Origin of the sequence: Streptomyces sp. GESEQ-35, assembly GCF_017948485.1 — a bacterium.
Classification (GTDB): Bacteria; Actinomycetota; Actinomycetes; order Streptomycetales; family Streptomycetaceae; genus Streptomyces.
Map to the genome: position 1 here is coordinate 246,748 of NZ_JAFFSX010000011.1, position 16,854 is coordinate 263,601.

At 70.1% G+C, this 16,854-nt stretch carries 14 protein-coding genes; 12 read left to right on the forward strand and 2 right to left on the reverse strand.

From position 1 onward, the window contains the following. Window positions 1–68: 68 nt before the first annotated feature. Window positions 69–734: a bifunctional DNA primase/polymerase gene (locus tag KCH87_RS22990; RefSeq protein WP_210588092.1), complete on the reverse strand. Its 666-nt coding sequence runs from the start codon at window positions 732–734 to the stop codon at window positions 69–71. A gap of 433 nt (window positions 735–1,167) precedes the next feature. Here KCH87_RS22990 and KCH87_RS22995 point away from each other — a divergent pair, with 433 nt between their 5' ends. From KCH87_RS22995 to ftsH, 6 genes are all read left to right on the forward strand, one after another. After that, window positions 1,168–2,652, forward strand: a complete 1,485-nt coding sequence (locus KCH87_RS22995; protein WP_210588093.1) for a hypothetical protein — start codon at window positions 1,168–1,170, stop codon at window positions 2,650–2,652. A 306-nt stretch (window positions 2,653–2,958) separates the two neighbouring features. Continuing rightward, the gene (locus tag KCH87_RS23000; protein WP_210588094.1) at window positions 2,959–4,296 is read left to right on the forward strand and encodes an ammonium transporter; all 1,338 of its coding nucleotides are present in this window, start codon (window positions 2,959–2,961) and stop codon (window positions 4,294–4,296) included. Next, window positions 4,293–4,631, forward strand: a complete 339-nt coding sequence (locus KCH87_RS23005) for a P-II family nitrogen regulator (protein WP_003997576.1) — start codon at window positions 4,293–4,295, stop codon at window positions 4,629–4,631. Before KCH87_RS23000 ends, KCH87_RS23005 begins: the two co-directional genes overlap by 4 nt. 24 nt (window positions 4,632–4,655) lie before the next feature. After that, on the forward strand, window positions 4,656–7,103 hold the full coding sequence (locus KCH87_RS23010) for a [protein-PII] uridylyltransferase (RefSeq protein WP_210588095.1): 2,448 nt from the start codon (window positions 4,656–4,658) through the stop codon (window positions 7,101–7,103). Window positions 7,104–7,214: 111 nt separating this feature from the next. Beyond that, complete coding sequence (gene ffh / locus KCH87_RS23015; protein ID WP_210588096.1) at window positions 7,215–8,768, forward strand: signal recognition particle protein; 1,554 nt, start codon at window positions 7,215–7,217, stop codon at window positions 8,766–8,768. 91 nt (window positions 8,769–8,859) lie between these two features. Next, on the forward strand, window positions 8,860–10,791 hold the full coding sequence (ftsH, locus tag KCH87_RS23020) for an ATP-dependent zinc metalloprotease FtsH (RefSeq protein ID WP_210588097.1): 1,932 nt from the start codon (window positions 8,860–8,862) through the stop codon (window positions 10,789–10,791). A 183-nt stretch (window positions 10,792–10,974) separates the two neighbouring features. On the opposite strand, the gene KCH87_RS23025 is transcribed toward ftsH, so the two are convergent. Further along, window positions 10,975–11,832: an SAM-dependent methyltransferase gene (locus KCH87_RS23025; RefSeq protein WP_210588098.1), complete on the reverse strand. Its 858-nt coding sequence runs from the start codon at window positions 11,830–11,832 to the stop codon at window positions 10,975–10,977. A 199-nt stretch (window positions 11,833–12,031) separates the two neighbouring features. Here KCH87_RS23025 and proS point away from each other — a divergent pair, with 199 nt between their 5' ends. The 6 genes from proS (at window position 12,032) to trmD (ending at window position 16,728) form a co-directional block, all read left to right on the forward strand. Further along, window positions 12,032–13,447 carry a proline--tRNA ligase gene (proS, locus tag KCH87_RS23030; protein WP_210588099.1) on the forward strand — a complete coding sequence of 472 codons (1,416 nt, stop codon included), beginning with the start codon at window positions 12,032–12,034 and terminating at the stop codon, window positions 13,445–13,447. A 251-nt stretch (window positions 13,448–13,698) separates the two neighbouring features. Continuing rightward, a complete protein-coding gene (locus KCH87_RS23035; RefSeq protein WP_210588100.1) occupies window positions 13,699–14,301 on the forward strand; it encodes a hypothetical protein in 603 nt (200 codons plus the stop codon). Between the two features lie 281 nt (window positions 14,302–14,582). Next, the gene (rpsP, locus tag KCH87_RS23040; protein WP_210588101.1) at window positions 14,583–15,002 is read left to right on the forward strand and encodes a 30S ribosomal protein S16; all 420 of its coding nucleotides are present in this window, start codon (window positions 14,583–14,585) and stop codon (window positions 15,000–15,002) included. Window positions 15,003–15,004: 2 nt separating this feature from the next. Further along, a complete protein-coding gene (locus tag KCH87_RS23045) occupies window positions 15,005–15,244 on the forward strand; it encodes an RNA-binding protein (protein ID WP_003973401.1) in 240 nt (79 codons plus the stop codon). A gap of 84 nt (window positions 15,245–15,328) precedes the next feature. Beyond that, the gene (rimM, locus tag KCH87_RS23050; RefSeq protein WP_210588102.1) at window positions 15,329–15,898 is read left to right on the forward strand and encodes a ribosome maturation factor RimM; all 570 of its coding nucleotides are present in this window, start codon (window positions 15,329–15,331) and stop codon (window positions 15,896–15,898) included. Next, the gene (trmD, locus tag KCH87_RS23055; protein ID WP_210588103.1) at window positions 15,895–16,728 is read left to right on the forward strand and encodes a tRNA (guanosine(37)-N1)-methyltransferase TrmD; all 834 of its coding nucleotides are present in this window, start codon (window positions 15,895–15,897) and stop codon (window positions 16,726–16,728) included. Before rimM ends, trmD begins: the two co-directional genes overlap by 4 nt. The last annotated feature ends 126 nt before the right edge of the window (window positions 16,729–16,854 follow it).

Here is a 16,854-nt window from a genome sequence, read left to right on the forward strand (position 1 = left end):
GAACAAGCGCCCGCCCCCAAGGTCCGGTTGGGGACGGGCGCTCTGCTTTTCCGCTGTCCGGAGGAGGACTACGCGCGCGACCGATGCGCGACGTAAGCCAACGTCCCCAGCAGCAGCCGGGCCTCCGGCGGCCGAGTGGCCGAGTCCAGCTCGGGGGACCGCAGCCAGCGCACCGGGCCCAGGCCGCCCCGGTCGGACGGCGGGGCCGTGATGTAGGCGCCCTGGCCCAGACCGTGCAGGTCGAGGGAGGTCGGGTCGTCCCAGCCCATGCGGTAGAGAAGCTCGGGGAGCTCGGCGGCGGCGCCGGGGGCGACGAAGAAGTGGGCGCGGCCCTCAGGGGTCGCGGTCACCGGGCCGACGGGGAGGCCCATGCGCTCCAGCCGGGCCAGGGCGTGGCGCCCGGCGGGCTCGGCGACCTCGATGACGTCGAACGTCCGGCCGACCGGCAGCATCGCCGAGGCGCCGGGGAACTCGCCCCAGGACTCGGTCACTTGGTCAAGGGTCGCACCGGCGGGCACTTCCGGCGCGAAGTCCAGCGGATGCGCGCCCGGCGCCCGGCAGTCGGAGTGGCCGCAGGAGCAGGCGCCCGCCGCGGCCCGTGCGCCCGGCACCACGCCCCAGCCCCAGAGTCCGGTGAACTCGGCCACGGCTGTGCAGTCCGAGGTGCGGCCGCGGCGGCGCGAGCCGGACCGGATGTCGCGGATGCCCCGACTGCTGCCGATCGTGAAGCCCATGCCCCCTCCAACGGGTCCGACGCACCGGTGGTTACGAGACCACCCGGAATGTGACTGACCGTGTCCTTGCTTCGGTGCAACCGGCGCCTTCGAGCGCCTCGGGTGGTGCGCTCGGCTTCATGCGCCCCTGAGTGCACCGCTCCGCCCACTCCTGGCCGTCCTATGTCAAGTGAATCGCTTACGAGCGACCGTGAGTTCATTCGAAGGGGTGGCGAATGGTGGCGTTTCCGGGATCGCCATGGCTGGAGGCGTGATCGTAGGATTACTTTGAGTGCACGAGTCCTGGGGGCACATGCACTCGTGGGTATGCCGGAGGCAACTCGGCTTTCCGTTCGAAGGGTGACAAGTACCGGACGGACAGCCGTATTTACCGGCATTCTGATAGGGCTTGGCGCACTCGGCGACAAGTGGTCTCAGGGATGGGGGCGTTCCAGTGGGCGGCAACGGCGGCAGCGGCGCGACCGCGACCAGCACGGACAAGCGCCCCAATGAGCTGCTCGGCTCGTGGTTCGTGCGCAGCGGCTGGTCCAAGGGCGAGCTCGCGCGGCAAGTGAACCGCAGGGCACGCCAATTGGGGGCCAACCACATCTCCACGGACACCTCGCGGGTGCGCCGCTGGCTGGACGGCGAGAATCCGCGCGAGCCGATCCCCAGGATCCTGTCCGAGCTGTTCTCCGAGCGGTTCGGATGTGTCGTCTCCGTCGAGGACCTCGGTCTGCGCGCCGCCCGCCAGGCCCCCTCCTCGACCGGAGTCGACCTGCCCTGGACGGGCCCGCAGACCGTGGCCCTGCTCAGCGAGTTCTCGCGCAGCGACCTGATGCTGGCGCGGCGCGGCTTCCTCGGGACCTCGCTGGCCCTCTCCGCGGGCCCGTCCCTCATCGAGCCGATGCAGCGCTGGCTGGTGCCGGCGCAGCAGTCCGCGCAGCAGGGGACGGAGCCGGAGCCGACCTCCCGCGCGCGGGGGCGGCTGTCCAGGCCCGAGCTGGAGCTCCTCGAGTCCACCACCGTGATGTTCCGCCAGTGGGACGCCCAGTGCGGCGGCGGCCTGCGCCGCAAAGCCGTCGTCGGCCAGCTGCACGAGGTGACCGACCTCCTCCAGGAGCCCCAGCCCGAGGCCACCACCCGCACACTGTTCAAGGTCGCCGGCGAGCTGGCCGAGCTGGCCGGCTGGATGTCGTACGACGTCGGACTCCAGCCCACCGCGCAGAAGTACTTCGTCCTCGCCCTGCACGCCGCCAAGGAAGCGGGCGACAAGCCGCTCGGCTCGTACATCCTGTCCAGCATGAGCCGCCAGATGATCCACCTCGGGCGGCCCGAGGACGCCCTGGAGCTGATCCACCTCGCGCAGTACGGCAGCCGGGACTGCGCGAGCCCCCGCACCCAGTCGATGCTGTATGCGATGGAGGCCCGCGCGTACGCCAACATGGGCCAGCCCGGCAAGTGCAAGCGGGCGGTGCGGATGGCCGAGGACACCTTCGGCGAAGCCGACGAGTGGGACGATCCCGACCCCGACTGGATCCGGTTCTTCTCCGAGGCCGAGCTGTACGGCGAGAACTCCCACTCCTTCCGCGATCTCGCCTATGTCGCGGGCCGCAGCCCCACCTACGCGTCCCTCGCCGAGCCCGTGATGCAGCGGGCCGTCGACCTCTTCGCCAAGGACACCGAGCACCAGCGGTCGTATGCGCTGAACGCGATCGGGATGGCCACCGTGCATCTGCTCCAACGGGAACCGGAGCAGGCCTCGGTGCTCGCCGCCGACGCCATGCGGATCGCCAAGAAGGTCCGCTCCGAGCGCGTGAACACTCGTATTCGAAAGACGGTCGACACGGCCGTACGCGACTTCGGGGATCTCGCCGAGGTCGTGGACCTCACCGACCGGCTCGCCATCGAGCTGCCCGAGACCGCAGAAGCGGTCTGACACCCCAGAACCCCGGCCGCGGCCGGCCCTCCCGAACAGCCCGACTCGGCTCCCCCATGCCAGGTCATCGGAGGACCGGCCGTGGTCGGACCCTGAAGGTTGCGCCACGATAACGATCGCTTGGCCGGACATCTCGCAGTTCATCAACGCGTAACACGCAGGGCGCCTTCGTCACGGCGGCGAAACATCGAGGGGCTTCGACGGAAACCGCGCTGCGCCAATCTCATGGCGCATAAACCGGCCCACGCCTCAAATCCGCTCAAGGCTTCGCCCGCACGGGGCCGTACCAACGACGAGGAGACGCCGATGGCACCAGCCGCCATCACGCTAGCCGCAGACGCTCCCACGCTGTCTGCCGCAAACACCGGATTCATGCTGATCTGTTCGGCCCTGGTGTTGCTCATGACCCCCGGTCTCGCCTTCTTCTACGGCGGCATGGTCCGGGTCAAGAGCACTCTGAACATGCTGATGATGAGCTTCATCAGCATCGGCATCGTGACCATCCTGTGGGTGCTGTACGGCTTCTCCCTCGCCTTCGGCACGGACAAGGGCAGCATCATCGGCTGGACGTCGGACTACGTCGGACTCAGCGGCGTCGAGACCGGTGACCTGTGGTCCGGCTACACCATCCCGGTCCTCGCCTTCATGGTCTTCCAGCTGATGTTCGCGATCATCACGCCCGCCCTGATAAGCGGTGCTCTCGCGGACCGCGTGAAGTTCACCGCCTGGGCGCTGTTCGTCGCCCTGTGGGCCACGATCGTGTACTTCCCGGTCGCCCACTGGGTCTGGGGCACCGGCGGCTGGGCGTTCGACCTGGGCGTCATCGACTTCGCCGGTGGTACGGCGGTCCACATCAACGCGGGTGCCGCGGCGCTCGGCGTGATCCTGGTCATCGGCAAGCGGGTCGGCTTCAAGAAGGACCCGATGCGCCCGCACAGCCTCCCGCTGGTCATGCTCGGCGCCGGTCTGCTGTGGTTCGGCTGGTTCGGATTCAACGCCGGCTCGTGGCTCGGCAACGACGACGGCGTCGGCTCGCTGATGTTCGTCAACACGCAGGTCGCCACCGCTGCCGCCATGCTGTCCTGGCTGATCTACGAGAAGATCCGCCACGGCGCGTTCACCACGCTGGGCGCCGCCTCCGGTGCGGTCGCCGGTCTGGTCGCCATCACCCCCTCGGGTGGTGCGGTCTCCCCGATCGGCGCGATCGTCGTCGGTGTCGTCGCCGGTCTGCTGTGCGCCATGGCCGTCGGCCTGAAGTACAAGCTCGGCTACGACGACTCGCTCGACGTCGTCGGCGTCCACCTCGTCGGCGGTGTCGTCGGCTCCCTGCTCATCGGCCTGCTGGCCAGCGGCAAGGGCCAGTCCGAGGTCGAGGGCCTCTTCTACGGCGGCGGCATGACGCAGATGTGGAAGCAGCTCGCCGGTGTCGGCGCGGTCCTCGCCTACTCCCTGATCGTCTCCGCGATCCTCGCCTTCCTCATCGACAAGACCATCGGTATGCGGGTCTCCGAGGACGAAGAGGTGACCGGCATCGACCAGGCCGAGCACGCCGAGACCGCATACGACTTCAGCGGCGCCGGCGGCGGCGCTGCCCGCAGCGCGTCCCCGACCCCGGCCGCGGACGCGAAGAAGGTGGACGCATGAAGCTCATCACCGCCGTCGTGAAGCCGCACCGGCTCGACGAGATCAAGGAAGCCCTCCAGGCCTTCGGCGTGCACGGTCTGACCGTCACCGAGGCGAGCGGCTACGGTCGTCAGCGGGGACACACCGAGGTCTACCGGGGTGCCGAGTACACCGTCGACCTGGTCCCCAAGATCCGTATCGAGGTTCTCGCCGAGGACGACGACGCCGAGCAGCTGATCGACGTCATCGTCAAGGCGGCCCGTACCGGCAAGATCGGTGACGGCAAGGTCTGGTCCCTCCCGGTCGAGACGGCCGTACGGGTTCGGACCGGCGAGCGCGGCCCGGACGCGCTCTAAAAGAAGAGGAACAGGAGTCGCTGGGTGACGAGTACGGGTGCACGGGAAGAAACAGAGGACTCGGGACCCAGCGGCTACGCGGCGGCCCGGCTGCGCCTCCTCCAGGAGGGAGCGCGGTCCGGGCCGCCGCGCCGTGCGGCCCTCGCCGAACTGACCGACGACTGGCTGTCGGGACTGTTCGGCGCGGGCGCCGACGGCCTCAAGGGTGTCTCCCTCATCGCCGTCGGCGGCTACGGCCGCGGCGAGCTGTCCCCCCGCAGCGACCTCGACCTGCTCCTGCTGCACGACGGCACCGACTCCGACGCGATCGCCGCGCTGGCCGACCGCATCTGGTACCCCGTTTGGGACCTCGGCCTCGCCCTCGACCACTCGGTCCGTACGTCGGCCGAGGCCCGGAAGACGGCCGGGGAAGATTTGAAGGTCCAACTCGGTCTCCTGGACGCCCGGCACATCGCGGGCGACCTCGGCCTGACCGCAGGACTGCGCACGGCCGTGCTGGCCGACTGGCGCAACCAGGCGCCGAAACGTCTCCCCGAACTCCAGGAACTGTGCGCCGAACGCGCCGAGCGCCAGGGCGAGTTGCAGTACCTGCTGGAGCCGGATCTGAAAGAGGCCCGCGGCGGCCTCCGTGACGCCACCGCCCTGCGCGCCGTCGCCGCGTCCTGGCTGGCCGACGCCCCGCGCGAGGGCCTCGACGACGCCCGGCGGCGCCTCCTCGACGTACGCGACGCCCTGCACCTGGCAACGGGACGGGCGACCGACCGGCTGTCCCTCCAGGAGCAGGACCAGGTCGCCGCCGAGCTCGGGCTCCTCGACGCCGACACCCTGCTGCGGCAGGTGTACGAGGCGGCGCGCGTCGTGTCGTATGCAAGCGATGTCACCTGGCGTGAAGTGGGGCGCGTGCTGCGGTCGCGCGCCGTGCGGCCGAGGCTGCGCGCCATGCTGGGCGGCGGGAAGCCGGTCGCCGATCGCTCCCCGCTGGCCGAGGGCGTGGTGGAGCAGGACGGCGAGGTGGTGCTCGCCCGCGCCGCGCGCCCCGAACGCGACCCCGTGCTCCCCTTGCGCGCCGCGGCCGCCGCCGCAGAGGCCGGCCTCCCGCTCTCCCTGCACGCCGTACGGCGCATGGCGGCCGCCACCCGCCCCCTGCCCACCCCCTGGCCCGCCGAGGCACGCGAACAGCTCGTGACCCTGCTGGGTTCCGGTCACCCGACCGTCGAGGTGTGGGAGGCGCTGGAGGCCGAGGGCCTGATCACCCGTCTCCTGCCCGACTGGGAGCGGGTCCGCTGCCGCCCGCAGCGCAACGCCGTGCACATCTGGACCGTCGACCGGCACCTCATCGAAACGGCCGTCCGCGCCTCCGAGTTCACCCGCCGGGTCAGCCGGCCCGACCTGCTTCTGGTCTCCGCGCTGCTGCACGACATCGGCAAGGGCTGGCCCGGCGACCACTCGGTGGCGGGCGAGATCATCGCGCGTGACGTGGCGGGCCGGATCGGCTTCGACCGCGAGGACGTCGCCGTGCTCGCCGCGCTCGTACGGCATCACCTGCTGCTGGTCGAGACGGCCACCCGGCGCGACCTGGAGGACCCGGCCACCGTGCGCGCGGTCGCCGAGGCGGTCGGGACGCAGGGCACGCTGGAGTTGCTGCACGCGCTGACCGAGGCGGACGCGCTGGCCACCGGCCCGGCCGCCTGGTCCTCCTGGCGCGCATCCCTGGTCGCCGACCTGGTGAAGCGGGTCTCGGCCGTGCTCGCCGGGGACGTTCCCGAGGAGCCGGAGGCGGGCGCGCCCACCGCCGAGCAGGAACGGCTGGCGATCGAGGCGATCGCGACCGGCAGCCCGGTGCTGTCGCTGCGCGCGCAGACCGAGCCGCCGACCGAGGACCAGCCGTCCGGCGATCCGGAGCCGCTCGGTGTGGAGCTGCTCATCGCCGTACCGGACCAGAAGGGCGTGCTGCCCGCCGTGGCCGGTGTGCTGGCGATGCACCGGCTGGCCGTACGGACCGCGGAACTGCGTGCCCTGGACCTGCCCGACGGCGTCGAGGGGTCCGTGCTCCTGCTGGACTGGCGGGTCGCCGCCGAGTACGGCTCGCTGCCGCAGGCCGCCCGGCTGCGGGCCGATCTCGTACGGGCGCTGGACGGATCCCTGGACATCGCGGGCCGCCTGGCCGAGCGCGACGCCGCGTATCCGCGCCGCCGGGGTGTCGTGGCGCCCGCGGCCCGGGTGACGGTCGCCCCGGCCGCGTCCCGGCTCGCGACGGTGATCGAGGTCCGGGCCCATGACGCCCCGGGTCTGCTGCACCGGATCGGGCGGGCGCTGGAGGACGCGAACGTCCGGGTACGCAGTGCGCATGTGTCGACGCTGGGGGCGAACGCGGTGGACGCGTTCTACGTGACCGGGCCGGAGGGGGCGCCGCTGCCCAGCGAGGACGCGGGGTCCGTGGCGCGGAAGCTGGAGGAGACGCTGAGGGGCTGAGGTCTGCAATGACCAGGGTCTCCAGCACGGGTGGAGACCCCACCGCGCCCGGCCAGATACCCTGGAGGGCGATTCATCAGCCAGCCACCGACCCTGAGGACCGCGAGCGCCGTGTTCGATACTCTCTCCGATCGCCTCTCAGCGACTTTCAAGAACCTGCGCGGCAAGGGACGGCTCTCCGAGGCGGATATCGACGCCACCGCGCGCGAGATCCGGATCGCCCTTCTCGAGGCGGATGTGGCGCTGCCTGTCGTCCGGACGTTCATCAAGAACGTCAAGGAGCGCGCCCTCGGCGCCGAGGTCTCCAAGGCGCTGAACCCGGCCCAGCAGGTCCTGAAGGTCGTGAACGAGGAACTCGTCACGATCCTCGGCGGCGAGACCCGTCGTCTCCGCTTCGCCAAGCAGCCGCCCACCGTGATCATGCTGGCGGGTCTCCAGGGTGCCGGTAAGACGACCCTCGCGGGCAAGCTCGGCCACTGGCTGAAGGAGCAGGGCCACTCGCCGCTGCTCGTCGCCGCCGACCTCCAGCGTCCGAACGCCGTGAACCAGCTCAGCGTCGTCGCCGAGCGCGCCGGTGTCGCGGTCTTCGCGCCGGAACCCGGCAACGGCGTCGGTGACCCGGTCAAGGTCGCCAAGGACTCCATCGACTTCGCGAAGTCCCGGGTCCACGACATCGTGGTCGTCGACACCGCCGGCCGCCTGGGCATCGACCAGGAGATGATGCAGCAGGCCGCCGACATCCGGGACGCGGTCTCGCCGGACGAGATCCTCTTCGTCGTCGACGCGATGATCGGCCAGGACGCGGTCAACACCGCCGAGGCCTTCCGCGACGGCGTCGGCTTCGACGGCGTGGTGCTCTCCAAGCTCGACGGTGACGCCCGCGGTGGTGCGGCGCTGTCGATCCGCCAGGTCACCGGCAAGCCGATCATGTTCGCGTCGAACGGCGAGAAGCTCGACGACTTCGACGCCTTCCACCCTGACCGGATGGCCTCCCGCATCCTCGACATGGGTGACCTGCTCACCCTGATCGAGCAGGCGGAGAAGACGTTCAGTCAGGAAGAGGCCGAGAAGATGGCCTCCAAGCTGGCGTCCAAGAAGGGCCAGGACTTCACCCTGGACGACTTCCTGGCCCAGATGGAGCAGGTCAGGAAGATGGGCAGCATCTCCAAGCTGCTCGGCATGCTGCCCGGCATGGGTCAGATGAAGGACCAGATCAACAACCTCGACGAGCGTGACGTCGACCGCACGGCCGCGATCATCAAGTCGATGACGCCGGGCGAGCGCCAGGAGCCGACGATCATCAACGGCTCGCGGCGGGCGCGTATCGCCAAGGGTTCCGGTGTCGAGGTCGGCGCGGTGAAGAACCTCGTCGAGCGCTTCTTCGAGGCCCGCAAGATGATGTCCCGCATGGCCCAGGGCGGCGGCATGCCCGGTATGCCGGGCGCCCCGGGCATGGGCGGCGGCCCCGGCCGGTCGAAGAAGCAGCCCAAGAAGGCCAAGGGCAAGCAGCGCTCCGGGAACCCGATGAAGCGCAAGCAGCAGGAGCAGGAGGAGGCCGAGCGCCGCGCCGCCGCCGCTCAGGGCGGCAACGCGTTCGGTGTGCCGGGCCAGCAGGCGCCGCAGGACTTCGAGCTGCCGGACGAGTTCAAGAAGTTCATGGGCTGACGACTTGGTTCGTACGACGCCGGGGGCGCCTCTCTCCGTGGAGGTGCCCTCAGCGCGTGCCCTGGCTCGACATGTGCCTTAACGTCCAGATATGAGCAATGCCGCGCCACCACGCAAGGCTCCTGACCAGCCGTGGCGCACCGAGGGCACGCCGGACGAGCCGACCGGACGGTCCGGTGGCCGACGCGTACGCCCGCGCTGGTGGGGTCTGCTCCTTACCGCGGCGATCGTGTTCCTGCTGGCCTACGTGGGGCTGACGTACCTCGGCACGGGCGACGAGCCGACGATCTCGTACACCGAGTTCAGCAAGCAGGTCGACGACGACAACGTCTCCAAGATCTACTCCAAGGGCGACGCGATCCAGGGCCAGCTCAAGAACGCCCGGGACAATCCCGAGGGCAGCGGCGACTACACGAAGTTCAGGACACAGCGCCCGGCCTTCGCGGACGATGACCTCTGGCAGAACCTGAGCAGTCACGACGTCACCGTGACCGCGCGGCCGGTCGTGCAGGAGCGCAGCCTCCTGTCCAACGTGCTGATCTCCCTGGTGCCGATCGTGATCCTCGTCGTGGCGTGGATTCTCGTCGCCCGGAGGATGGCCGGGGGCGGTGCGGGGCGCATGCTCGGCCGCAGGGCGCCGCCCAAGCCGGTCGAGCTCCGACCGGGGACCCAGCGCACGACGTTCGCCGACGTGGCCGGCATCGACGAGGTCAAGGGCGAGCTGGACGATGTCGTCGACTTCCTCGAGCACCCCGACGCCTACCGCAGGATGGGCGCGAAGATGCCGCGCGGCGTGCTGCTCGCGGGGTCCCCCGGCACCGGCAAGACCCTGCTGGCGCGGGCGGTGGCGGGCGAGGCGGGGGTGCCCTTCTTCTCCGCATCCGCGTCCGAGTTCATCGAGATGATCGTCGGCGTCGGCGCGTCCCGAGTCCGGGAACTGTTCGCCGAGGCCCGTAAGGTGGCGCCCTCGATCATCTTCATCGACGAGATCGACACCATCGGACGGGTACGCGGCGGCGGCGCGTCGGTGAGCGGTCACGACGAGCGCGAGCAGACGCTGAACCAGATCCTCACGGAGATGGACGGCTTCTCCGGCTCGGAGGGCGTGGTCGTCATAGCGGCGACGAACCGCGCCGACATCCTGGACCCGGCGCTCACCCGGCCCGGCCGCTTCGACCGGGTGGTCAACGTCTCCCCGCCGGACCGCGGCGGACGCGAGGCGATCCTGCGGATCCACACCCGCGGGATCCCGCTCGCCGAGGACGTGGATCTGACCCGGCTCGCCCGTACGACCCCGGGCATGACGGGTGCGGATCTGGCCAATCTCGCCAACGAGGCGGCTCTGCTCGCGGTCAAGCGCAAGCAGGAGCAGGTGACCGCCTCGGACCTGTCCGAGGCCCTGGAGAAGGTGCAACTGGGCGCCGAGCGCACCCTTGTGATGCCCGAGGAGGACCGCCGACGCACCGCCTATCACGAGAGCGGGCACGCACTCCTCGGCATGCTTCAGCCCGGCGCCGACCCCGTACGCAAGATCACCATCGTGCCGCGTGGCCGGGCGCTCGGGGTGACGATGTCGACGCCCGAGGTGGAGCGGTACGCGCACTCCGAGGAGTACCTGCGCGGCCGCATCATCGGCGCACTGGGCGGCATGGTGGCGGAAGAGGTGGTCTACGGCGTCGTCACCACGGGCGCGGAGAACGACCTCGAACAGGTCACCAACATCTCGCGCGCGATGGTGGCCCGCTGGGGCATGAGCGAGCGCGTCGGCCGGCTCTCCGCCCTGCCGAGCGACGCCCAGCAGGCGTACGGGCTCGCGGCCGCCCCGCACACCCTCGACGTGATCGACCACGAGATGCGCCGCATCGTCGACGAGTGTTACGAGGAGGCCCTCCGTAAACTCCGGGACCACCGCGGACAGCTGGACGCGCTGGCCCAGGCGCTGCTGGAGAACGAGACGCTGGAGGAGGTCGACGCCTACCGGATCGCCGGGATCTCCAGGCTGAGCAAGGACACGGACGCTTAGGGCCTGTCCGGCGGATCATGCCGCAGACGCGGGGTCTGGCGCGCCCATCTGCGGCGTTGTCGTCGGTTGCCCAGGCTCCGCGTCGACGCCCTCGTCCGCCTTGCAGCTGGACGGGCCAGGCCCCGCTCACCAGCGCTTATAGGGCGCCGCCGATTTCCTGCGACCTGATCCGCCGGACAGGCCCTAGGGAACCCGCGCGATCAGATACCGGAACACGTTCGGCATCCACACCGTCCCGTCCGGCCGCAGATACGGATGCAGGGCCTCCGTCAGCTCCTTGTCCACCTGTGCCTGGTCGGTCGCGGTGATCGCCGCGTCGAAGAGCCCCGTGGACAGCAGCCCGCGCAGCGCGCTGTCCATGTCGGCGTACCCGAAGGGGCACGCCACCCGGCCCGAACCGTCCGGCTTGAGGCCCGCACGCTGGGCGACCTCCTCCAGGTCGTCGCGAAGGGCGGGGCGCCAACTGCCCGCGCTGCGCAGCGGATCCGCCAGCTTGGCGGCCACCCGCAGCACGGACGACGTGGCGCAGCGTTCCGGCGGACCCCAGCCGGCCAGCACCACGGGCGCCCCCCGCCCGGCGAGCGGTGTCGCTGCCTCGAGCAGCTCGCCGAGTCCCTCCGAGTCGCCCGCGAGGCACCCGATGGGCTCGAAAGCGGTCACCAGGGTGTACGTGGGCGCCTCCGCGTCGGCCGCGTCCTTCGGCGAGCCGTCGATGAGCCGGGTGTCCGCACGCCCGCGTGTGCCCCACGCCTCGGGCAGCAGCCGCTCCCGCGCGAGCGCGAGCCGCTGCGGGGAGGAGGGTTCGACACCGGTGACGGCGGCGCCTCTGGAGGCCGCCAACAGCAGGGCAAGACCGGCTCCGCAGCCGAGGCCGAGAAGCCGGGTGCCGGCGCCCACTTCCAGTCGCTCGTAGGCGGCCTCGTAGAGCGGCACCAGCATCCGCTCCTGGATCTCGGACCAGTCACGCGCGCGTGCACACAGATCCACGCGGGACCCGAGTCCCGCTGGAGACAGGTGCTGCCGCACGAGCGTAGGTGTCATCGAAAGCGCCCCAATCCGCCGAGAGTTGCCACTGTGCCCGATTCCATAGCCCCCGTGACGTGCGCTCGCTCTCCCCCCGTATGCCAGGAAACTCCGCACTCGACCGCTCGTCCAGTGGGTTACCGGGCCCGTCTTGCGGGTTGGCCGAGCGGGCGAAAAGATTTCACGTCCCTGCAACGTGGGCCCGTACCATCGCGCCATGGCAAAGGCACCCGTTCTCACGCCGCGGGCGGACGACTTCCCCCGCTGGTACCAGGATCTGATCACCAAGGCCGAGCTGGCCGACAACGGCCCGGTGCGCGGCACCATGGTGATCCGACCGTACGGGTACGGACTGTGGGAGCGGATGCAGGCCGAGATGGACGCCCGCATCAAGGAGACGGGCACCGAGAACGCGTACTTCCCCCTGCTGATTCCGCAGTCGTACTTCGCCAAGGAGGCCGAGCACGTCGAGGGCTTCGCGCCCGAGCTCGCCGTGGTCACCCACGCCGGCGGCAAGGACCTCGAAGAGCCGGCCGTGGTCCGCCCCACCTCCGAGATGATCATCAACGACTACTTCTCGAAGTGGGTGCAGAGCTACCGCGACCTGCCCCTGCTGATCAACCAGTGGGCGAACGTGGTCCGTTGGGAGCTGCGGCCCCGACTCTTCCTCCGTACGACCGAGTTCCTGTGGCAGGAGGGCCACACCGCGCACGCCACGCACGAGGAGGCGCGCGACTTCGCCGCGCACATCCACCGGAAGGTCTACGAGGACTTCATGGTGAACGTCCTCGCCATCGACAGCGTCCCCGGCCGCAAGACCCTCAAGGAGCGCTTCGCGGGCGCCATCAACACCCTCACCCTCGAAGCGATGATGGGCGACGGCAAGGCACTCCAGATGGCCACCAGCCATGAGCTGGGCCAGAACTTCGCCAAGGCGTTCCACACCCGGTACCTGTCCAGGGACGGCAAGCAGGAGCTCGTCTGGCAGACGTCCTGGGGGTCCACGACCCGCATGATCGGCGCCCTGGTGATGACTCACGGAGATGACAACGGGCTGCGGGTCCCGCCGCGCCTCGCCCGGGTCCAGGCCGTCGTCCTCGCGATCAAGGGCGATGACGCGGTTCTGGCCAAGGTCCGCGAAATCGGCGATCAGCTGACGGCGGCGGGCATCCGCGTCCACGTCGACGACCGTACGGACACCCCCTTCGGGCGCCGCGCCGTCGACTGGGAGCTCAAGGGCGTGCCCGTACGGATCGAGGTCGGCCCCCGTGACCTGGAGAACGGCACCGCGATGCTGGCCCGCCGTATCCCCGGCGGCAAGGAGCCGGTGCCGATCGAGTCGCTCGTACGGGTCCTCCCCACGATCCTCGAAGAGGATCAGGCGCTGCTGCTGACCCAGTCCCGCGAGCGCCGTGAGTCCCGTACGTCCGACGTGTCGACCGTCGAGGAGGCCGTCGACGCGACGACCGCCGGCGGCTGGGCGCGCATCCCCTGGGCGGCGCTCGGCGAAGAAGGCGAGGCCAAGCTGGGTGAGCACGCCGTGACCGTACGGTGTCTGGTCGCCGAGGACGGGTCGGTGCCGGACACCGATGACGCACCCGGTAACGTCGCGATCGTCGCGCGCGCTTACTGAGGCATGGGTCCAAGCGGCCGAAACGCCTCTTGCGCATCGCGCGAACACACGTACCCCGGCGTGCGGACGTCGTATACGCGCCGGGGCGTACGTCAGCCTACGTACCAGCTTGTGGTGAGCTGTGAGGCTTCTCCGCAGATCAGCGCACCCGCCCTCGTCCGGACGCATCAGCGGCAACTGACGGGTACGTGCAAATTATTTGGGATGCCCCGGAATAGGAACACAGCGGCACTCTGGCTCGTTGTCATTACGTGAGCACGACACAGACACCACCTGTTCTCGCCGCAGAGCTGGCAGAGGCGTGGGCCGATATTCAGCGGTACCACCCCGAGCTGCCGGATCTTGCCGCGCCCGAGTCACTGATCGGGGAGTCGTCGTCCGCCTGCGGGCACGAGCTCTCCTTCGAGCGACTGCTCCATGAGGCAGTCCACGGCATCGCCGCCGCCCGCGGAATTCGCGACACCTCGCGGGCCGGCCGCTACCACAACCGCAGATTCCTCGCGATCGCCGAGGAGATGGGCCTGGACCACCCGGAGGAACCGCATCCGAGCAGCGGCTTCTCCCTGGTCGCGCTCAACCCCGAGGCCAAGCGGCGCTACCGCCCGACGATCGAGCGCCTCCAGCGCGCCCTGAAGGCCCATACGGCAGCGACGTCCGCGGACACGTCCCGCACCTTCCGCGGCCCGGCGGCCCGCCACGGCTCCTCGGGCGGCGGCGTCAGAGTCAAGGCGGTATGCGACTGCGGCCGCAACGTGCGGGTCGTCCCGTCGGTACTGGCCCAGGCACCGATCGTGTGCGGCGGCTGCGGAAAGCCGTTCCGGATTCCGGAGGTGGTGGGCGCGGTAGCGAGCTGAGACGACGGCTGCTCGTGGCAGCCGTACCCAGTTCGCCGCTCCGTCGTGCCGTGCACCCGACGTACGTGACCGACGCCGGGTGCCGGTCCGGCCTGCCCGGTCACATGCACCATCGGTCCGACGCGGCCCGCAGGGTATGGCACAATGGCTAGCTGTACTCGACAGCCGCACAGGAACCCTCTCGCCTCCGGCTGACGCGTCCATCGGGCACTCGGGTACCGCAACCCCACGCGGCCATCTCGCCGTGCCCAACCACGTCAAATCCAGGAGAACCCACTCCCGTGGCAGTCAAGATCAAGCTGAAGCGTCTGGGCAAGATCCGTTCGCCTCACTACCGCATCGTCGTCGCCGACTCCCGCACCCGTCGTGACGGCCGTGCGATCGAGGAGATCGGTCTGTACCACCCGGTGCAGAACCCGTCGCGCATGGAGGTCGACGCCGAGCGCGTGGCCTACTGGCTCGGTGTCGGCGCTCAGCCGACCGAGCCCGTCCTCGCCATCCTGAAGAAGACCGGCGACTGGCAGAAGTACAAGGGCGAGCCCGCCCCGCCGCCGCTGCTCCAGCCGGCCGAGAAGGCGGCGCGTCCGTCCTTCGAGGCTCTCGGTGGCGACAGCGAGGGCAAGGGTGAGGCGATCACCCAGAAGAAGAAGGCTGAGAAGAAGGACGAGGCTCCCGCCGCGTCCGAGTCGACCGAGGCCTGAGCATGCTCGAGGAGGCTCTCGAGCACCTCGTAAAGGGCATCGTCGACAACCCGGACGATGTGCAGGTCGCCTCGCGCAACCTGCGCCGCGGACGCGTGCTCGAGGTCCGGGTCCACCCGGACGACCTCGGCAAGGTCATCGGCCGTAACGGCCGTACCGCACGCGCTCTGCGCACCGTCGTGGGCGCCATCGGCGGCCGCGGTGTCCGCGTCGACCTGGTCGACGTGGACCACGTCCGCTGACGTCAAAACGCAGCACCGGCTCGGGCCGGGGAGGGCCAGTGGGCCGTCCCCGGCCCGTAGTCGTACTACAGGAGATCAAGCACAGTGCAGCTGGTAGTCGCTCGTATCGGCCGTGCCCACGGCATCAAGGGCGAGGTCACCGTCGAGGTCCGCACCGACGAGCCGGAGCTGAGGCTCGCGCCCGGCGCCGTACTGGAGACGGACCCAGCCTCGACGGGCCCGCTCACCATCGAGACCGGCCGCGTCCACAGCGGCCGCCTCCTCCTGCGCTTCGAGGGTGTGAAGGACCGCAACGCCGCCGAGGCGCTGCGCAACACCCTCCTGATCGCCGAGGTGGACCCGGAGGTGCTCCCCGAGGAGGAGGACGAGTACTACGACCACCAGCTGATGGACCTGGACGTGGTCACCAAGGACGGCACCGAGGTCGGCCGGATCACCGAGATCTCCCACCTGCCCTCGCAGGACCTGTTCATCGTGGAGCGCCCGGACGGCAGCGAGGTGCTGATCCCCTTCGTCGAGGAGATCGTCACCGAGATCGACCTGGAGGAGCAGCGCGCGGTCATCGACCCGCCGCCGGGTCTGATCGAAGACCAGGCCGCCCGCGACGAAGTCGCTGATGGACACAGTGTCTCGTCCAGGGACACAGAAGCATGAGGCTCGACGTCGTCACGATCTTCCCCGAGTATCTGGAGCCCCTGAACGTCTCCCTCGTCGGCAAGGCACGCGCGCGTGGACAGCTGAATGTGCACGTGCATGATCTGCGGACCTGGACGTACGACCGCCACAACACGGTCGACGACACCCCGTACGGCGGCGGCCCCGGCATGGTGATGAAGACCGAGCCCTGGGGCGACGCCCTGGACTCCGCCCTGGCCGACGGCTACGAGACGGGCTCCCACAGCCCTGCGCTCCTCGTTCCGACGCCCAGTGGCCGCCCCTTCACCCAGGAACTCGCCGTCGAGCTCTCCGAGCGCCCCTGGCTGATCTTCACGCCGGCCCGCTACGAAGGCATCGACCGCCGCGTCATCGACGAGTACAGGACCCGGATGCCCGTCTACGAGGTGTCCATCGGCGACTATGTCCTCGCGGGCGGCGAGGCAGCCGTACTCGTCATCACGGAAGCCGTGGCACGCCTGCTGCCCGGCGTCCTGGGGAACGCCGAGTCCCACCGGGACGACTCCTTCGCGCCCGGCGCCATGGCCAACCTCCTGGAGGGGCCCGTCTACACCAAGCCGCCCCAGTGGCGCGGCCGGGAGATCCCGGAGGTGCTGCTCAGCGGGCACCACGGCAAGATCGCCCGCTGGCGCCGGGACGAGGCGCTGAAGCGTACGACGGCCCACCGGCCCGACCTCATCGAGCGCTGCGACCCCAAGGCCTTCGACAAGAAGGACCGCGAGATGCTCTCCATCCTGGGCTGGATGCCCGATCCGGAGGGGGAGCCGTACGGCCGATTTTGGCGCAGGCCGGAGGGCGTGGAAGAATAGGCCGCTGCTGTGCGCCGTCCGGCGTGCGCCCCTGCCACAGGGGGACACGACGCCCGCCCCGACAAGCACGGCTCTCATTCAGGAACACCTAGTTTCCGTTGATGACCTGTGGCATCAGCGAGGAAA

Bases quoted from the DNA above. Each gene is read 5' to 3' on its own strand.
- trmD (WP_210588103.1), top strand. From the start codon at position 15,895: ATGAGGCTCGACGTCGTCACGATCTTCCCCGAGTATCTGGAGCCCCTG.
- KCH87_RS22990 (WP_210588092.1), bottom strand. From the start codon at position 734: ATGGGCTTCACGATCGGCAGCAGTCGGGGCATCCGCGACATCCGGTCC.
- KCH87_RS23005 (WP_003997576.1), top strand. From the start codon at position 4,293: ATGAAGCTCATCACCGCCGTCGTGAAGCCGCACCGGCTCGACGAGATC.
- ftsH (WP_210588097.1), top strand. From the start codon at position 8,860: ATGAGCAATGCCGCGCCACCACGCAAGGCTCCTGACCAGCCGTGGCGC.
- KCH87_RS23000 (WP_210588094.1), top strand. From the start codon at position 2,959: ATGGCACCAGCCGCCATCACGCTAGCCGCAGACGCTCCCACGCTGTCT.
- KCH87_RS23045 (WP_003973401.1), top strand. From the start codon at position 15,005: ATGCTCGAGGAGGCTCTCGAGCACCTCGTAAAGGGCATCGTCGACAAC.
- KCH87_RS23025 (WP_210588098.1), bottom strand. From the start codon at position 11,832: ATGACACCTACGCTCGTGCGGCAGCACCTGTCTCCAGCGGGACTCGGG.
- proS (WP_210588099.1), top strand. From the start codon at position 12,032: ATGGCAAAGGCACCCGTTCTCACGCCGCGGGCGGACGACTTCCCCCGC.